The organism is Dyella sp. BiH032, assembly GCF_031954525.1.
In the GTDB taxonomy this organism is placed as follows: Bacteria; Pseudomonadota; Gammaproteobacteria; order Xanthomonadales; family Rhodanobacteraceae; genus Dyella_D.
This window is the reverse complement of the sequence record NZ_CP134867.1, coordinates 4,192,935-4,209,405: the sequence shown is the minus strand read 5'-3', so window position 1 is coordinate 4,209,405 and position 16,471 is coordinate 4,192,935. Positions and strand designations below refer to the sequence as shown.

Below are 16,471 nucleotides of genomic sequence, written 5' to 3'. Positions count from 1 at the left end.
GCCGATCCCGGAGGGTCGGCCGTGAAAGCGCCGGCAGAGCCGGCGCCTTGCCGCACGGATGTCAATGCACCGTCGGGTGGACCACCTCCCACTGGCTCAGCAGGTCGGATGCCGCCGTGGCGTGTGCCGCGGCCAGACCGTCGATACCTGCGGACGTGACGTCGCCGAGACCGATATCCACGTTCGCCAGCTGGGCGGCGATGTCCGTCACGACCTCTCCCGCCGCATCATGAGCACTGAACAACGCCGGGCCTTCATCGGCCAGCACGTCGCCCAGCGAGAGCGCGTCGATGTCGCCTTGCGCCGACTCGTTGCCGGCGTCGGCATGGGCCTGTGGAGCAATCGTGCCGGTCGTATCGACCTGGATGGCGATCGGAGTGCCCTGATTCTGGCCGTCGGCCGTGTAGGACGACGAGATCAGATGGATGCCATCCAGCAGGCCCTGGTCCGGCGTGAACGTCCAGCGGCCGTCGGCCCCCACTTCCACGCTGCCCAGCAGCGTGCCGCCGGTGCCCGACGTGTTGTGGACATCGTAGATGTAGATGGTGGAGCCCGGCTCGCCGGTACCCGAGAAGCGCGGACGGGCATCGTCAGTGACCGTGCCCGCCGAACCGTCGGTGAACTCGCCCTGCTGGGCACCGACGTCGTCGTACATGCTCAGCACTTCCGGCGCCGGCGGCAGGATCTTCAGCTCGAACGGCTCGCTGTGCACCCCTTTGGGACCGGCCACGGTGAATACGTGGTCGCCCGGCGGCAGGTCCGAGGTCACGATCCACCGCCAGTTGCCGCCGCCGTCGACGCCCACGGTATCGATGGCAACACCGTTGAGGTAGATCGTCAGCGTGATACCGGGCGTCGCCTGGCCGCTCAAGTCGGGAGTCCGGTCATCCGTCACGCCGCCATTGAACAACAGGCCCTCCTCATTGCCCGCATTGTCGATGCCAAAGGCAATCTGCGGCCGATCACCGGCCGCCTGGGCCAACACGTTCACCGTGAACGCCTCGCTGGGCAGCTCGCCGGGCGCAGCCACCCGGAAGTTGTGCTGACCGTTGATCAGATCGGCAGCAGGTTCCCAGCTCCAGCGACCGTCCTGGCCGACGAAGGCCTGGCCGATGGCCGCGCCGTTGTCGTAGATGGTGACAGTGGTGAAGGGCGTTCCGGAGCCGGAAAGCGTGGGGCGTGCGTCGTCCGTGGTGGCACCGAAGCCAAGCGCACCTTGTTCCGCGCCTGCGTCGTCGAAAATCTGATCGATCGCAGCCGGCTTCGGAGTTTCGCCCGCTTCAATGGTGAGCTGGAACGAGGTCTCTCCCAAGGGATTGGAGGCGGTAAAGGTGTAATGGCCCGGGGGCAGGGCAGAAGGCGTGAAGGTCCAGCTGCCATCCGCTTCCACGAACGCCTGGCCGATGACCTGGCCATTAGCACGGATGATCACCGGCGCGCCGGGTTTGGCCATGCCGACCAAGGTGGGCGTGCTGTCATCTGTCGTGGTGCCATTGGCAAGCGCGCCTTGCTGTGCGCCCGTGTTGTCGAAGACAGACGTAATGGCGGCGTGTCCTTCCTTGTTTGCGAAGACGATGTCGAACGAACTTTCGCCAAAGCTGTTGGACGCGGTAATGGTCACTTGGCCGGGGAAGTCGTTCTCCAGCGTATAGGTCCAGTTGCCATGCTCGTCAGCGCGTACGACGGCAATTTGATAACCATAGGCATGGATGGCTACGAGCGCTCCCGGCCGAGTGGTGCCGATCAGCGTGGGCGTGTAGTCGTCAGTGGTAGCGCCGTTGGCGAGTTCCCCCTGTTCTGGTCCCACGTTGTCGATCACGGAAACGATCTTCGGGGCATCTTCGACGCCGCCGCCGTTGTCGCCGCCCTGGACATTCAGGGAGAACGTCTCGCTGGAACCGTGCTGGTTCTTCACGGTGAACGCGTGCTGGCCGTCGCTGAGGGCGTCGGGGGTGTAGGTCCAGCGACCCTGAGCGTCCGTGAACACCTGGGCCATCAATTGGCCGTGGTCGTAGAGGAAGACGTAGCCATTCGGGGCGCCCATGCCAGTGAGCGTCGGACGGTTGTCATCCGTGGTGGCGCCGCTAGCCAGCTGGCCTTGTTCATTACCGACGTCGTCGAGAACCGACACGATGCTCGCCACTGGCGGAGCGATGGTGAGCTGGAACCAGCTCTGGCCGTACTCGTTGGAAATCTGGAACGTGTGCTCGCCCGCCGTCAGTTCCGCACGCGGGGTGAAGCTCCAGTGCCCGTTCTCGCCAGCCTGCACCTGGCCGATGATGATGCCGCCGTCGCGAATGGTGACCCATGAACCGGGCTTGGCCAAGCCGGAGAACGTCGGCGTGGTGTCGTCGGTGCGGTCGCTGTTGGCCAGTTCGCCCTGGGCGCTGCCGGCGTTGTCCATCACCGACTGGAAGATCGGCTTGTCGCTGTAGCCGCCACCCTGGATGGTCAACGTGAACGCATCGCTGGAACCCTTCGCCGTGATGGCCGTGAAGGTGTGGTCGCCATCCGCCAATCCATCCGGCGTGTACGTCCAGCGACCCTGCGCATCGACCATGGTGTAGCCGAGCAGGCGGCCATTGTCGTAGATGTGCACATAGCTGCCCGGCTCGCCGGTACCGGAGAGGCGCGGACGGGCATCGTCGGTGACGCCACCGTTGGACAGCTCGCCCTGTTCGGAGCCGACGTCGTCGAGCGCCGAAAGAATGCTCGGCAGTTGGGGCTGCGAGGCGGGCTGCAGCGTCAGCGCGAACGCCTGGCTGGTCTGGTCGCCCGCGCTTACCTGGAAGCTATGGGGGCCGGCGGCCAGGTCGGTGGGGCTTTCCCACTGCCATTGCCCGTAGTAGTCCGCCTTGACCGTCGCGACAAGAACACCGTTGTCATAAATGGACACTACTGCGTAGGGCGCAGCGGTACCGCGCAGCGTCGGACGCATGTCGTCGGTGGTCGAGCCGTAGGCAAGGGCGCCGATCGAATCGCCGACGTTGTCGAGCACTGAATGGATGACTGGCGTCACGGGCTGAGCCTGCGCCGGCTCAAGAATCAGGACAAAGCTATCGCTGGTCTGATCGCCGGCACGCACCTGGAAGCTGTGGGAGCCTTCGGCGAGGTCAGTGGGGCTTTCCCAGTTCCACCGCCCGTTTTGATCCGCGGTGACGGTCGCGATGAGGACGCCATTGTCATAGATCGACACCTGCGTATTCGGTGCAGCGCTGCCGCGCAGGGTCGGGCGCATGTCGTCGGTAACGGCGCCGCTGAAAAGGCCGCCTTGCTCGGGGCCGACATTGTCGAACGCCGACTGGATCGCTGGAGCTTCCGGCGCGGCCGGTTCCAGATTCAGAGTGAAGGTATTGCTGGCCTGATCGCCCGAACGCACCTGGAAGTTGTGGGGGCCTGCGGCGAGGTCGATGGCGCTTTCCCAGCTCCACTGACCGAAGCGGTCCGTCATGACGGTGGCGACGAGAAAGCCATTGTCATAGATGGACACCTGCTCGTTCGGTGCGGCGCTGCCGCGCAGCGTCGGGCGCGTGTCGTCGGTGGAAGATCCATTGGCAATGCCACCCTGCGATGCGCCGGCATTGTCGAACGCAAGATCGATGGTCGGCGTCACGGGTGCCGGCGTTACAGCCCCAACAGTGAGTGTGAAGACATCGCTGAACGTGCCGCTGCTGAGATCCCGGAAGGTCACGAAATGCACGCCGTCCGTCATGTCGATCGGCGGTGTCCAGCTCCAATGGCCATCTGCATCCGCCCGGATCTCGAACACATGGGGGCCGAAGCCTGCGCGCAACACGCCATTCGGTGTAGCGCCCGAACCTGTGAAGGTCGGACGGCGATCGTCCGTGCTCGATCCGCTGGGCAGCAGCCCCGTGACATCGCCTGCATCATCGAAGGCTCCGTTCACCACCGGCCGGGAAAACCCCTCCTGATTGACATTGAGGATGAAGGTGTCGCGGATGCCAGGCGCGCCCTGCTGATAAACGGAGATCAGGTGCGTGCCATCCGCAAGCGGCGTGTTCGGCGTATACGTCCAGTTGCCGTCCCGATCGACGGTAACGAACTGGAGGCCACTGCCGGGCCTGATGTCAATCACAATGACGGTACCTGCAATGCCTCTGCCGGAGATGACGGGCTGGCGCGCATCGGTGATGTCGCCACTATCAAGGGCGCCCTGCTGCTGTCCGGCGTTGTCGAAGACTTCAGTGATAAAAGGGAAGGCGCCGTTGCGGCTGCCTTGGTCGGACAGGGTGAGGTTCTGACTGAAGTCACGGACTTCGGTTCGGAACGAGTCGCTTTGGTCTCGCATGCAATTGGATCCTTGTTGCGTGGCATGCCTGCGCATGGCCTGGCTGGGTTGCGGCAATGGGGTGAGCGATGCCGCGGTGGTCAAACAGAAGAGAAGCGGGGAGCTCCGTCCTGCATCGATGCCCTGTCGTCGTGGACGCAAGGCGGCCACGCGAACGAGCGTGCATGCGCCGTTTACGTGTCTCACGTATACGTCGCGGCTCGGTTTTCGCTTCGCGAACCTGGGCGGTTACGCATGTTTGGCTTCGTATTTTCACGAAACGAAAGATCGAGTTTGTTTCACCGACGGATGCCGTGTGTGCACCATCGGTGACGTGCGAAAGGCGAGTGCTCGCTTACGGATTCGGCGTCAAGCACGGCGAGCATGCATTGCGATAAATCGCAGGCTGTTGCTCGAAGCATGGATCTCGTAGCGAATGTTCGAAGCCCCGCAGGGCTATGGGCGAAGCGCTGGAAGCGCATTCTGTGAGCCGCATTTGCCTTGCGCTAGTCGAGAACTTCGAAAGATTCGGTCGCGTCGCGCGGCGAATCGCCGCTTTGCGCTTCGGTGACGTCGCGCCTGTTGGCCTTCTTATTCGTGATAGCCGACTAGGAAATCGCTGTGCTTATAGAAGGAGTTTTAATTCAATGCATCAGCACCTATGAGTGGCGGAGCTTCGGAGTTCGCCGATGGCTCTTTCGAACAAGAATTGTCATAGTCAAAGTGATCATTCGCCCAAGCGGAGGCGAAGCGATCACCAGACCGCGTGCGTAGTCCCACGCATGCATCCGGTCGCCCGCGCACCCTTCCACCATTGATGAGCGCTTTCGCCGAGACGACGGCATGTCTCGAATGGAGGGCCGCCAGCTGCCGACGCGGCTGCTACAGGGTGCTGACTGAACTCGGGGCGACGCCACCAGTGAATGGCGAGCAAGATGACCCACCGAAGGAATCCATCGGTTCTGCATGACCAGCGGCGTGTGGCAGAGCCTGCGTGCGTTGCAGGGTCCCATTCCGGTGGGCGCCCGCTATATGACGTGCTGAGCAGGCGTCCTGTGGCCGCATCCATGGCCTTGGCTTTGTCGGCATTCGCGGCGCCAGCGCTTGCGGCGCCGGGCGGGTTTCCCTCGGCAAAGGGCTATTCGTGGCGGCAGGAGTTCGTCGATTTCTCTGCTCGCTCGGCACCGTCGCAAAATGGCACGTCTGCTACGCGCGTGGGTTCGACTGGTAGCGCGTCCGCACAGTCCGCCCCCGCCGAGCCGATAGCGACAAAGCACGACCAGCGGAAATCTTCGCCAGCGCCAGCGCCGGTGTATCGAAGCGAAGTGATGCCCGCCTCTCCGCCGGTAATGGCTCTAGGCGAAAAGGCGGACGATGCAAAGCGCAACGACACAGTGTCGAGGAAGCCTACCGAGCTTCCATCGTGGGACGAAGGCGTGACGTCGTTTCGGCGGCAAGAACCTAAGACCGAGCGTGCAGTACCGCCGCCGAGGAAAGAGGCGTCGGCTGATGCACATAACATCAAGCACGACGCGCGGAGCGAGGCAGTCAGGGAGCCGGAGGAGGCGCGTTCGAACGAATCGTCGTCCACGGCGCCTCCTGGCGAACAAAGGATCGCCGCGCTTCGCCAACATCGGATCGGCGTGACTGCTGCACAGGCGTCGCCGGAGCGGCGCGTTGCTGTCGAACCATCATCTTCCTGGAACCGCCGTGTGGACGTTCCCGTCCGCCGCGATCGTCGATGGGAAATGGTGTCCGTCGCTGAAACCGGGCGTGAGCGCGAGGCGCTCTCCGACGTTCCGCTGAGACGGCGGCTCAACGACGCCGTTCTGACGGCCATCGCGCGCAGCCCGGATCTACTGCAGGCCGACGCGCAGCGACGCGCGGCGGATTCGGATGCCGACGCGGCACGCGGTCAGCGCCTGCCGCAGGTGCGACTCTCCGGCCAAACCAATGCGCGCACATTCGGCGGTGATCCAGCATTCAATCCAGCCAGCAACGTGGGCTCCTTGTCGTTGAACGTCACCACACCGGTCTTCGACTGGGGCGCTGGGCGCAAGAATCAGCAGAGCTATCGGCAGCAAGCCCAGGCCGTGGAGCAGGGGTACCGCTCGGCCCGTGAGGCACTAGCGCAGAACGTGGTCACGACGATGCTTGAGCTGGTGCGGTACCGCGCAATGACCGTCGCCGGCGACGATTACGTGCGCCGCATGCAGACCTTGGTCGATATGCTCGGGCAGATCGTGGAGGTGGACCGCGGTCGCCGGAGCGAATGGAGCGAGGCCAAGGCGCGCCTGCTGGAAGCCACCGCCGACCGCGATGGCTATGCAGCGCAGGTCAGGGAGCTGGAGATTCGCCTGCGCATCCTGACCGGCGACGACGGAAAGGACCTGCCGCCGGGCGACCAGTGGTCGCTGAGCCAAGCGGACCTGGACAGCCTGCTGGCCGGTTATCGCGACAACCCGGCGATCCAGCAGGCGAAGGCGACGGCTGAAGCTGCCGAGACTTATGCGGGCGCGGTCAAGGCCTCGGCCAAGCCGCGCGTCGATTGGGTGATCAACAAGAGTGCCTTCAACGATGCGCGCGGCAATCATCAGCCCTGGGCCACGTCCCTGGTGCTGAGCTGGACGCTCTTCAACGGCGGAGCGAATGCATCGCAGCATCGTGCGGCCCTGGCTCGTGCGGAAGCCAGCCGGCATGCCGTCGAAGTGCTTGAGCGTGATTACGAGTACCAGATTCGCAGCGCCGTGCAGACCGCCAAAGACGCGCTGACGCGCGCGGATGGTTATCGCACCCTCATCAAGGAGGCCGAGGCGGTCAGAGACGCATTCTTCCAGCAGTGGTATCACCTGGGCAGGCGCAGCTTGCTGGACGTGCTGTCGTCGGAGACGAGCCTGTATTCCGATCGCATCGGCGAGATCGGCAGCCGGTTCGATGCTTATGGCGCGCTTATCTCCGCCTACGCCGGCGCCGGCCAGCTCACGCAATGGCTGGCCGGGATGGGTGCCGGGTCCGGCGTGATCGCGCGCGGCGATGCGCAGAGGGGCCTGCCCGGCTTCGCCCATCTGCGCTGAGTGAGCAAGGCACAGGGCGGCTTTACTTGCGAGGGCTGACCCACATGGTGATGGTTGCGCGAAAGACGAGTTCACCGTGTAGGTCATGGACCTCGACGAGCACAGGATAATCCGCACCCTCCGCGCCTAGGTCTCCTCTCTGCGGCATGGCCACGCCGACGACATCGGTGGACGCCTTCTTCAAGTATTCCACCGTCATGCCTTTGGGAATCCAGCGATGGCTGGACGGGATGGTCACCTCGGTCATGGTGCCGCCGGCCAGTTCCGCCAGGTTGCACATGGCGATCGCGTGCACGGTGCCGATGTGGTTGAGCACGGCCCGTCGTTTGGCGAAGCGGATGCGGCAGTATCCGGGGCGCAGCTCCATGAAGCGCGGCCGGATGCTGCCGAAGTAGGGTGCCTTCAAGCAGATCAGCCGCGAGAACAGCCAGGCGCCGCCAGGCCACCGGGAAAGCTTCTGCCACATCGCGAGGGCACTGCTGGACGTGCTCATGTAGACCTCTGCCGTGGGAACGGGAAGTGGAACCGGAGCGCCGGAGGCAGGAAAGCCTGCGCGATCCGCGGCGGGCGAAGGCCTATCTATCCTTGGCGCCCACGGCGGATCCTAGCCGTTCCGTCCGGCCAGCTGCTTCGGTATGGCAAGTACGTCGGCAAAGTCCGTGGTGACCACTGCCCCGAACTTCTCCGCTTCGAGGCCGTCCATCTCGGTGCGGTACGTCACGCGAAAGGTTGGGCGGCGGATCGCGTGTGTCCGATGCTTAGGTGCCGGATCAAGACGGCGGCGTCGGCGCGCATGACAACTTCTTCATGCCGCAGCCATAGACGCTAGGGAGGGCTCTTGGCATGCTCGGCCGATTCGGCATTCCCAAGGAGATTCCCCATGCAATACCGTCGTCTGGGCAAGAGCGGCCTGCAGCTCTCGGCGCTGTCCTTCGGCGCCTGGGTTACGTTCGGGCAGCAGGTGGGGCGCTCGCTGGCGCGCGACATGCTCGCGCTGGCCCACGATCGCGGCGTCAATTTCTTCGATAACGCCGAGGTCTACAACCACGGCGTGGCCGAGACGCTGATGGGTGACGTGCTGGCCGACCTGCGGTTCCCGCGCGACAGCTATTGCGTGTCCAGCAAGGTGTTCTTCGGTGCGCGCGCCCGTCCGCTGCCGACCCAGCGCGGCCTGTCGCGCAAGCACGTGATCGAGGCTTGCCATCAGGCCTTGCAGCGCCTGCGCGTGGAGCATCTGGACCTGTACTTCTGCCACCGCCCGGACCCGGATACGCCGGTGGAGGAAACCGTGGCCGCGATGGATACGCTGGTCCGGCAAGGCAAGGTGCTGTACTGGGGCACCAGCGAATGGCCGGCGGAGCGGATTGCCGAAGCGCATCGGGTGGCGCGCGAGAACCATTTGTACGCGCCAAGCATGGAGCAACCGGAGTACAACCTGCTGCATCGCGAGCGTGTGGAGAAGGACTACGCGCCGCTCTACCGCGACTTCGGTATGGGTACCACGATTTGGTCGCCGCTGGCCTCGGGTCTTCTCACGGGCAAGTACAACGACGGCGTGCCGGACGACGCCCGGCTGGCGCAGCCCGGCTATGAATGGCTGCGCGAGGCGGTGCTGGAGCAGGGCGGCGAGCGCATCGCCAAGGTGCGCCGGCTCGCGCCGATCGCTGCGGATCTCGGCGTGAGCCAGGCGCAACTGGCGATCGCGTGGTGCCTGCTCAACCCCCATGTTTCCACGGTGATGCTGGGGGCAAGCCGGTTGGAGCAGCTTGAGCAGAACCTGGCCGCCCTCGACGTGCTGCCCCGGTTGACTAAAGAAGTGCAAGCGAGGATCGAGCAGGCGGTGGCCTGAGCGCGGCGCAGTGCCGGCCCTGGCCGCGAGCTCTCGCCCCGCCGCGGCCGGCCGAAGACCGTTGACACGCAAATGAGAACGATTATCATCAACTCCGCCTCTGACCGACGCGGAGTCCACCCATGTCCCATCCTGCTGTCTTGCCCCAGCCGACCGACCTGCTGCCCCGGTCGCACGGCCTGCTTCGCCTGAAACCGCAAGCCGCCGCCGCGCCTGCTGTCCGCCGCATCTCCAGCCAGGCCTTGCTGGCGGGGGAACGCGAACTGGTGATCACCCACGAAGGCAGCGAATACCATCTTCGGCTCACTCGCAACGACAAGCTGATCCTCACCAAGTAAGCCGCCCGGCGTACGCCGGCAACTCATTGCACGAAGGCCTATCGCCAGCACGCGTCGCCCCGCGCCTCGCGCCAGCCGGGTCTCCTCGCCCAGGAGCTCATCCATGTTCGGCTGGCTGACCCATACCCTTGCCGCGGTCTGTCCGCACTTCCATGCGTCCGCGTGCCAGCCGCGCTGGCTGCACGTCGAATCGTCGGCCCTGGCCGCGCGGCTGCCCCTGCTGGGCACCGTGCTCTATCTGCCTATGCGAGCCGACGGATCACCGGACCACCCCGCCCGTGGCTGGCTGGCCGAGAGCGAAGACCTCGCCCCGCTGCTGCATGTCGAGTGGCTGCTAGCCTCCTGCGCGATCGGCGCCGACGGTCCACGCGAATGGATCGAGTGCGTGGATGCCGCCGGCTGCGTACGCGCTCGCCTGCATCTGCTGCCGGATACCGACTATCTCGCCTGGGACGTCCTGCTCTCCGCGCACCCCATGGCACACCCCCCGCTTCGCCGCGTGCAGCGGCCGTTCCGCGCCGCCGGTGCGCGTCTGCTGCACTTCACTCAGCGACGCCTCGGCAACCTGGATGTGCTCGGCGGCAAGGACGCCGCCCGTCTTTCGATCCTGGGCCAGGACATCGCCCGCGAAGTGATGCGGGCAGAAGCCCTGGAGTTCGGCAGAGCGGACTGAGCGAGCGGTTCCGAACACCGCCGCCAGCGCGCGATGTCCGCGTCCGGACACTTGTCCGCCTGTCCGTCCACCTGTCCGCGGACAACCGAGCCTGATCGGCGGCGTTTGCCAACTTACTGAAAGACAAGTGCAATTGGCCGAGTCTTCGCTTGGCACAGCGCTTGCTGATACCGGTCCAGGGGCCACACACGTACGTGGCCAGGGACCGATCCATGATTCGCGATACCTCCGCTCAAGACCGCCTGGTCGAGGTCAAGCCCAGCCGCAAGCGCCGGGCTATCTTCATCGGCGCCGGCGTGGCCGTGGTGGCCGTGCTGGCCTTCGTGCTGCCTCAGGCCAGCCGCCTGTTCTCCGCCGACGCCTCGGTCAGCGGTTCCCGCCTGGCCTTCGGCACGGTGGAGCGCGGGCTGTTCGTTCGCGACATCGCAGCCGAAGGCAAGGTGGTCGCCGCCGTCAGTCCGACCATGTACGCCACCTCCGGCGGCGCGGTCACCCTGAAGGTGCACGCCGGCGACGTGGTGAAGAAGGGCCAGGTGCTCGCCACCATCGACAGCCCCGAGCTGACCAACAAGCTGGCGCAGGAACAGAGCGCCGCCGACGCGATGGAAGTCGACTACCTCCGCTCGCAGATCGACGCCAAGAAGAAGCGCGGCGAACTGCAGAAGGCGTTCGACAACGCCACCATCGACCAGACCAGCGCCCAGCGCGACCTGCAGCGCTACCAGAAGGCCTTCTCGCAGGGCGCCGTGCCCAGCATGAATGTGGACAAGGCCAAGGACGAGGTCGAGAAGGCGCGCATCACCGTCGAGCACGCCAAGGCCGATCTCGCCAACGACGGCGCCAGCCTGGACTTCGACATCAAGTCCAAGAAGCTCGCGCACGACCGCCAGGTGCTGCTGGTGAAGGACCTGCAGCGCCAGGTGGACGAACTCAACGTGAAGTCGCCCGTCGATGGCCAGGTCGGCCAGCTCTTCATCGCCGAGCGCGCCACCGTCGCCAAGGACGCGCAACTGCTGAGCGTCATCGACCTGAGCAAGCTCGAAGTGGAAATGAAGGTGCCGGAGAGTTTCGCCCGTGACCTGGGCATCGGCATGGGTGGCGAGATCAGCGGCAACGGCAATACCTGGAAGGGCCTGGTCAGCGCCATTTCGCCCGAGGTGGTGAATGGCGAGGTCGCCGCCCGCCTGCGCTTCGATGGCGACACGCCCAAGCAGCTGCGCCAGAACCAGCGCCTGTCCGTGCGCATCCTGCTCGACCGCCGCGACAACGTGCTGGCCGTGCAGCGCGGCTCCTTCGTCGACGAATCGGGCGGCGCCTACGCCTACGTGGTGCGCGACGGCATCGCCGAGAAGCACCCGATCCGCGTCGGCGCCAGCAGCATCGACAAGGTGGAGATCCTCGACGGCCTGAAGGAAGGCGACCGCATCGTGATCTCCGGTACCGACAGTTTCAAGAACGCGGCGCGCGTCGCCATCAGCCGCTGACGGCATTCCCATCACACCAGCTCCATCACCGAAGGACGAACAACCATGCTCAAGATGACCCACCTGTCCAAGGTCTACCGCACCGAAGTGGTGGAGACCTACGCGCTGCGCGATTTCAACATCGACGTGAAGGAAGGCGAGTTCGTCGCCGTTACCGGCCCGTCCGGTTCCGGCAAGACCACCTTCCTCACCATCGCCGGCCTGCTGGAAACCTTCACCGGCGGCCACTACCACCTGGACGGCGTGGAGGTGAGCAACCTCAACGACAACGCGCGCTCGAAGATCCGCAACGAGAAGATCGGCTTCATCTTCCAGGCGTTCAACCTGATCCCCGACCTCAACGTGTACGACAACGTCGAAGTGCCGTTGCGCTACCGCGGCATGAAGGCGCCGGAACGCAAGCAGCGCATCATGGACGCGCTCGAGCGCGTGGGCCTGGCCTCGCGCGCGAAGCACTACCCGGCCGAACTCTCCGGCGGCCAGCAGCAGCGTGTGGCCATCGCCCGTGCACTGGCCGGCTCGCCGCGGCTCCTGCTCGCGGACGAACCCACCGGCAACCTGGACACGCAGATGGCCCGCGGCGTCATGGAGCTGCTGGAAGAGATCCACCGCGAAGGCGCGACCATCGTGATGGTGACGCACGATCCGGAGCTGGCGGCCCGCGCGCAGCGCAACGTGCACATCATCGACGGCCAGGTGGTGGACCTCGCGGAAGATCCGCGCTTCCACCAGAACACCGCGCGCGCCGGCGCGCCGGCCTGACGCAGCCAAGCCCAAGGACGCCTCCTGCCGCCGCGGGAGGTCCCTTCCTTCATCGACGGACGCCACGATGTTCGCCTACTACTTCCAGCTCGGCCTGCGCAGTCTCCGCAAGAATCCGTTGCTCACCGCCCTCATGGTGATGGCCATCGGCTTCGGCGTGGCGGCCTCGATGACCACCTATTCGGTCTTCCGCGCCACCTCCAACAACCCCATCCCGCAGAAGTCCTCGCAGCTCTACGTGCCGCAGATCGACAACTGGGGCCCGGAGGACGCGCAGCAGAACCAGGGTGAGCCGCCCCGCGCGATGAGCTATACGGATGCGATCGGGCTGATGCGCGACCACAAGGCCGCGCGCCAGACCGCGCTGTACCCGGCCGGCCTGTCCATCGTGCCGCCGGACGCCAGCCAGCTGCCGTTCCGCGAAAACACCTACGGCGTGTATGCGGACGCCTTCCCGATGTTCGACATCCCATTCAAGTACGGCCGCGGCTGGAGCCAGGCGGACGACGATGCCCACGCGCAGGTGGCGGTGATCGGTGAAGACCTCAACGAGAAGCTGTTCCGCGGCGAGAACAGCGTGGGCCGCGAGATTAATCTCGACGGCCGCAGTTACCGCATCGTCGGCGTCATGGATCACTGGGACCCGCAGCCGCTGTTCTTCGACGCGGTGAACACCGGCGGCTTCGACAACCCGACCCAGCTGTTCGTGCCGTTTACCCGCATGATCGAGCTGAAGGTAACCACCAACGGCAACAACAACTGCAACAAGGATCCCGGCACCGGCTGGGATAACTGGTTGCATTCCGAATGCATCTGGCTGGGTTTCTGGGCCGAACTGCCGACCAAGGCCGAGGCCGACGCCTATCGCAACTATCTGAATGGTTATGCCGCTGAGCAGCAGCGCGCCGGCCGCTTCAAGTGGGCGCCGAACACCCGCCTGCGCAACGTGGTGGAGTGGCTGGATTACGAGAAGGTGGTGCCGCCGGAAGCGAAGATCTCGCTGCTGGTCGCGCTGGGCTTCCTGGTGATCTGCCTGGTCAACACCATCGGCTTGCTGCTGGCCAAGTTCCTGCGCCGCTCCTCGGAAATCGGCGTGCGCCGGGCGCTCGGCGCCTCGCGCAGGGAAATCTACACGCAGTTCCTGATCGAGGCGGGCGCGGTCGGCCTGGCCGGCGGCGTGCTCGGCCTGCTGCTGACCGGCGTGGGGGTGTACGGCATCTCGCTGATCTTCGATCCGCAGGTGGCGCGCCTGGCCAAGCTGGACATCCCGCTGGTGCTGCTCACGCTGGTAGTGGCGATCCTGGCCACGGTGATCGCGGCTTTCTACCCGACCTGGCGCGCGGCCCAAGTGCAGCCCGCCTGGCAGCTCAAGTCCAACTGACGAGGCGACGAACATGCTGCAGATCAAGCCCATTCTCGCCGCGCTCAAGCGCCACAAGGCCGGTACCTTGCTCATTGCGATGCAGATCGCGCTGACCTTGGCGATCGTGTGCAACGCGCTCTTCATCATCCAGCAGCGCGTGGAACGCATCTCGCGCCCCACCGGCATGGACGAGAACAACGTGCTGGCGATCCAGAACCGCTGGGTATCGGTGGACGGCAAGGACACCGGCCCGCTGATCAAGGCCGACGTGCAGGCGCTGCGCCAGACGCCGGGCGTCCAGGACGCCATTGCGACCAACTCCTTCCCGCTGCGCGGGGGCGGCTGGTCGACTGGCGTGAACCTGCAGCCGAAGAACGAAGGCAAGTCGGCCGCGCAGACCACCTTGTATTTCGTCGACGATCACGCGCTGGCCGTCTACGGTGCGCAGCTGATCGCGGGCCGAAACTTCACTCCGGACGAAGTGATCACCGCCGATCCCAAGGACATCAAGTCGACCGCTCAGGTCATCGTGACCAAGGCGCTGGCCGACAAGCTCTTCCCCAAGGGTGACGCGCTGGGCAAGCAGATCTACCTCGGCGGCAAGGACATCCCGCCCAGCACCATCATCGGCATCGTCGCGCGGCTGCAGGTGCCGTGGACCGGTACCTGGTCCGACAACTTCAACGACAACGCCATGCTGTTGCCAGTGCAGCTCACCGGTACCTACACGATCTACCTGATCCGCGCCAAGGCGGGGCAGCTGGCGGATGTAGTGAAGAACGCGCCGGCAACCTTGCTGAAGACCAGCCGCATGCGCGTGATCTCCGGCGAACGCGCCGTGCGGACCTACGAACAGGTGCGTACCGACGCCTACAAGAGCGACCGCGGCATGGCGATCCTGATGGGCGTGATTTGCGTGATCCTGCTGGCCATCACCGCCGCAGGCATCGTCGGCCTCACCAGCTTCTGGGTCGGCCAGCGCCGCAAGCAGATCGGCGTACGCCGCGCGCTGGGGGCCACCAAGCGGGACATCCTCAGCTACTTCCTCACCGAGAACCTGATGATCGGCATCGCCGGCGTGGTGATCGGCGTCGGCCTCGCCATCGGCATGAACCTGTGGATGGTCTCGCAGTTCGAGATGGCCCGCCTGTCCGTCATGTACGTGGCGGTCGGCGTGGTGGTGCTGCTGCTGCTCGGCCAGGCGGCCGTGCTGGCGCCGGCCATGCGCGCGGCGAAGGTGCCCCCGGTGGAGGCCACGCGCTCGGTGTGAGCGCGTAGTCCCTGAGCTTCCCCTGCAGAGAGCGACATGAGCGGAATGTTTGTCCATAACCTGCGGCTCGGTGCCCGCAGCCTGCGCAAGAACCCGGTGCTCACGGCACTGATGGTGATGGCGATCGGCTTCGGCGTGGCGGCCTCGATGATCACTTACGCGGTGTTCCGCGCGGTTTCGGGCGATCCGATTCCGCAGAAGTCCGGGCAACTGTTCGCCCCGCAGATCGACAACCGTGGCCCGCAATACAACAACGCCGGCGAGCCGCCGGACGCGTTGAGCTATACCGACGCAGTCGCCTTGATGAAGGCACGCCAGGCCAAGCGCCAGACGGTACTGTTCGCCATCCGTCTGTCGCTGATGCCCGAGGAATCGCAGAAGTCGGCCTTCAAGGTGCCGGGCTACGCGGCCACCGGCGACTTCTTCCCGATGTTCGACGTGCCGTTCCAGTATGGCTCCGGCTGGAGCACCGCCGACGACGATGCTCGTGCTCCCGTCATCGTGATCACCCGCCGTCTCAACCAGAAGCTGTTCGGCGGTGCCAATAGCGTAGGGCGAGAGATCGTTCTGGACGATCAGCAGTACCGCATCGTAGGCGTGACCGAGGATTGGGACCCGAAGCCGCGTTTCTTCGACATGTTCAGCGGCAATGCGTATTCCGAGCCTTCGCAGATCTACATTCCGTTCAACCGGGCGATGGATCTTCAGATCGAGACGGCGGGCAACAACAATTGCGGCGGTGGCGGCAAACGCGGGGATGACCGCGAAGGTTGGCTGCACGGCCAGTGCGTGTGGATCAGCCCTTGGGTCGAGCTGGACAGCGCGGCCGAGGTGGAGCGCTACCGTCAATTCCTGACGTCCTACGCAGAAGATCAGCGCAGGGCGGGGCGCTTCGACTGGGCACCGAACGTCCGCCTGCGCGACGTCATCGGCTGGCTCGACTACCGGCATGCGGTGCCGCCGGAAAGCCGCATCTCGCTGGTGGTCGCTATCGGCTTCTTCGTGATCTGCCTGGTCAATACCATCGGCCTGCTGCTCGCGAAATTCATGCGCCGCGCTTCTGAGATCGGTGTGCGCCGGGCCTTGGGCGCTTCGCGCGGAGACATCTACCGCCAGTTCCTGGCCGAGGCTGGCATGGTCGGGCTGGCTGGCGGCCTGTTGGGCGTGGCGCTTACCGGCGTCGGCATGCTTGGAGTGGGGCTGGTGTTCGAGCCAGAGATCGCGCACTTGGCGCAGCTGGACGTATCACTGGTGACGCTCTCCCTGCTGGTGGCCATCGCGGCCACCGTGCTGGCGGCGTTCTATCCGACTTGGCGGGCGGCGCAGGTGCAGCCGGCCTGGCAACTGAAATCCAACTGAGGCGAGGAGAT

11 protein-coding genes are annotated in these 16,471 nt (G+C 65.2%); 9 read left to right on the top strand and 2 right to left on the bottom strand.

All coding sequences use genetic code 11. From position 1 onward, the window contains the following. Nucleotides 1–61 precede the first annotated feature (61 nt). Nucleotides 62–4,309, bottom strand: coding sequence for an Ig-like domain-containing protein (locus tag RKE25_RS18520; RefSeq protein WP_311839562.1), 4,248 nt, complete (start codon nucleotides 4,307–4,309; stop codon nucleotides 62–64). A gap of 1,307 nt (nucleotides 4,310–5,616) precedes the next feature. Here RKE25_RS18520 and RKE25_RS18515 point away from each other — a divergent pair. Continuing rightward, the gene (locus RKE25_RS18515; protein WP_311839561.1) at nucleotides 5,617–7,362 is read left to right on the top strand and encodes a TolC family protein; all 1,746 of its coding nucleotides are present in this window, start codon (nucleotides 5,617–5,619) and stop codon (nucleotides 7,360–7,362) included. A gap of 22 nt (nucleotides 7,363–7,384) precedes the next feature. On the opposite strand, the gene RKE25_RS18510 is transcribed toward RKE25_RS18515, so the two are convergent. After that, nucleotides 7,385–7,855, bottom strand: a complete 471-nt coding sequence (locus RKE25_RS18510; RefSeq protein WP_311839560.1) for a hotdog fold domain-containing protein — start codon at nucleotides 7,853–7,855, stop codon at nucleotides 7,385–7,387. A 387-nt stretch (nucleotides 7,856–8,242) separates the two neighbouring features. Here RKE25_RS18510 and RKE25_RS18505 point away from each other — a divergent pair, with 387 nt between their 5' ends. From RKE25_RS18505 to RKE25_RS18470, 8 genes are all read left to right on the top strand, one after another. Further along, a complete protein-coding gene (locus tag RKE25_RS18505; RefSeq protein ID WP_311839559.1) occupies nucleotides 8,243–9,211 on the top strand; it encodes an aldo/keto reductase in 969 nt (322 codons plus the stop codon). A 122-nt stretch (nucleotides 9,212–9,333) separates the two neighbouring features. Next, nucleotides 9,334–9,549, top strand: a complete 216-nt coding sequence (locus RKE25_RS18500) for a hemin uptake protein HemP (protein ID WP_311839558.1) — start codon at nucleotides 9,334–9,336, stop codon at nucleotides 9,547–9,549. Nucleotides 9,550–9,652: 103 nt separating this feature from the next. Beyond that, nucleotides 9,653–10,222, top strand: coding sequence for a hypothetical protein (locus RKE25_RS18495; protein ID WP_311839557.1), 570 nt, complete (start codon nucleotides 9,653–9,655; stop codon nucleotides 10,220–10,222). 212 nt (nucleotides 10,223–10,434) lie between these two features. Then, nucleotides 10,435–11,706 (top strand): efflux RND transporter periplasmic adaptor subunit, encoded by a 1,272-nt coding sequence (locus RKE25_RS18490; RefSeq protein ID WP_311839556.1) that lies wholly within the window; start codon nucleotides 10,435–10,437, stop codon nucleotides 11,704–11,706. Between the two features lie 45 nt (nucleotides 11,707–11,751). After that, entirely contained in the window at nucleotides 11,752–12,468 is a 717-nt protein-coding gene (locus tag RKE25_RS18485) for an ABC transporter ATP-binding protein (protein ID WP_311839555.1), read from the top strand. Between the two features lie 67 nt (nucleotides 12,469–12,535). Next, entirely contained in the window at nucleotides 12,536–13,849 is a 1,314-nt protein-coding gene (locus RKE25_RS18480; protein WP_311839554.1) for an ABC transporter permease, read from the top strand. Nucleotides 13,850–13,862: 13 nt separating this feature from the next. Beyond that, complete coding sequence (locus tag RKE25_RS18475; RefSeq protein ID WP_311839553.1) at nucleotides 13,863–15,101, top strand: FtsX-like permease family protein; 1,239 nt, start codon at nucleotides 13,863–13,865, stop codon at nucleotides 15,099–15,101. Between the two features lie 45 nt (nucleotides 15,102–15,146). Beyond that, a complete protein-coding gene (locus RKE25_RS18470) occupies nucleotides 15,147–16,460 on the top strand; it encodes an ABC transporter permease (RefSeq protein ID WP_311842429.1) in 1,314 nt (437 codons plus the stop codon). Nucleotides 16,461–16,471: the final 11 nt, after the last annotated feature.

Excerpts from the sequence above, each read along its gene's own strand:
- RKE25_RS18520 (WP_311839562.1), bottom strand. The coding sequence starts at position 4,309 with ATGCGAGACCAAAGCGACTCGTTCCGAACCGAAGTCCGTGACTTCAGT.
- RKE25_RS18515 (WP_311839561.1), top strand. The coding sequence starts at position 5,617 with ATGCCCGCCTCTCCGCCGGTAATGGCTCTAGGCGAAAAGGCGGACGAT.
- RKE25_RS18510 (WP_311839560.1), bottom strand. The coding sequence starts at position 7,855 with ATGAGCACGTCCAGCAGTGCCCTCGCGATGTGGCAGAAGCTTTCCCGG.
- RKE25_RS18505 (WP_311839559.1), top strand. The coding sequence starts at position 8,243 with ATGCAATACCGTCGTCTGGGCAAGAGCGGCCTGCAGCTCTCGGCGCTG.
- RKE25_RS18500 (WP_311839558.1), top strand. The coding sequence starts at position 9,334 with ATGTCCCATCCTGCTGTCTTGCCCCAGCCGACCGACCTGCTGCCCCGG.
- RKE25_RS18495 (WP_311839557.1), top strand. The coding sequence starts at position 9,653 with ATGTTCGGCTGGCTGACCCATACCCTTGCCGCGGTCTGTCCGCACTTC.
- RKE25_RS18490 (WP_311839556.1), top strand. The coding sequence starts at position 10,435 with ATGATTCGCGATACCTCCGCTCAAGACCGCCTGGTCGAGGTCAAGCCC.
- RKE25_RS18485 (WP_311839555.1), top strand. The coding sequence starts at position 11,752 with ATGCTCAAGATGACCCACCTGTCCAAGGTCTACCGCACCGAAGTGGTG.
- RKE25_RS18480 (WP_311839554.1), top strand. The coding sequence starts at position 12,536 with ATGTTCGCCTACTACTTCCAGCTCGGCCTGCGCAGTCTCCGCAAGAAT.
- RKE25_RS18475 (WP_311839553.1), top strand. The coding sequence starts at position 13,863 with ATGCTGCAGATCAAGCCCATTCTCGCCGCGCTCAAGCGCCACAAGGCC.
- RKE25_RS18470 (WP_311842429.1), top strand. The coding sequence starts at position 15,147 with ATGTTTGTCCATAACCTGCGGCTCGGTGCCCGCAGCCTGCGCAAGAAC.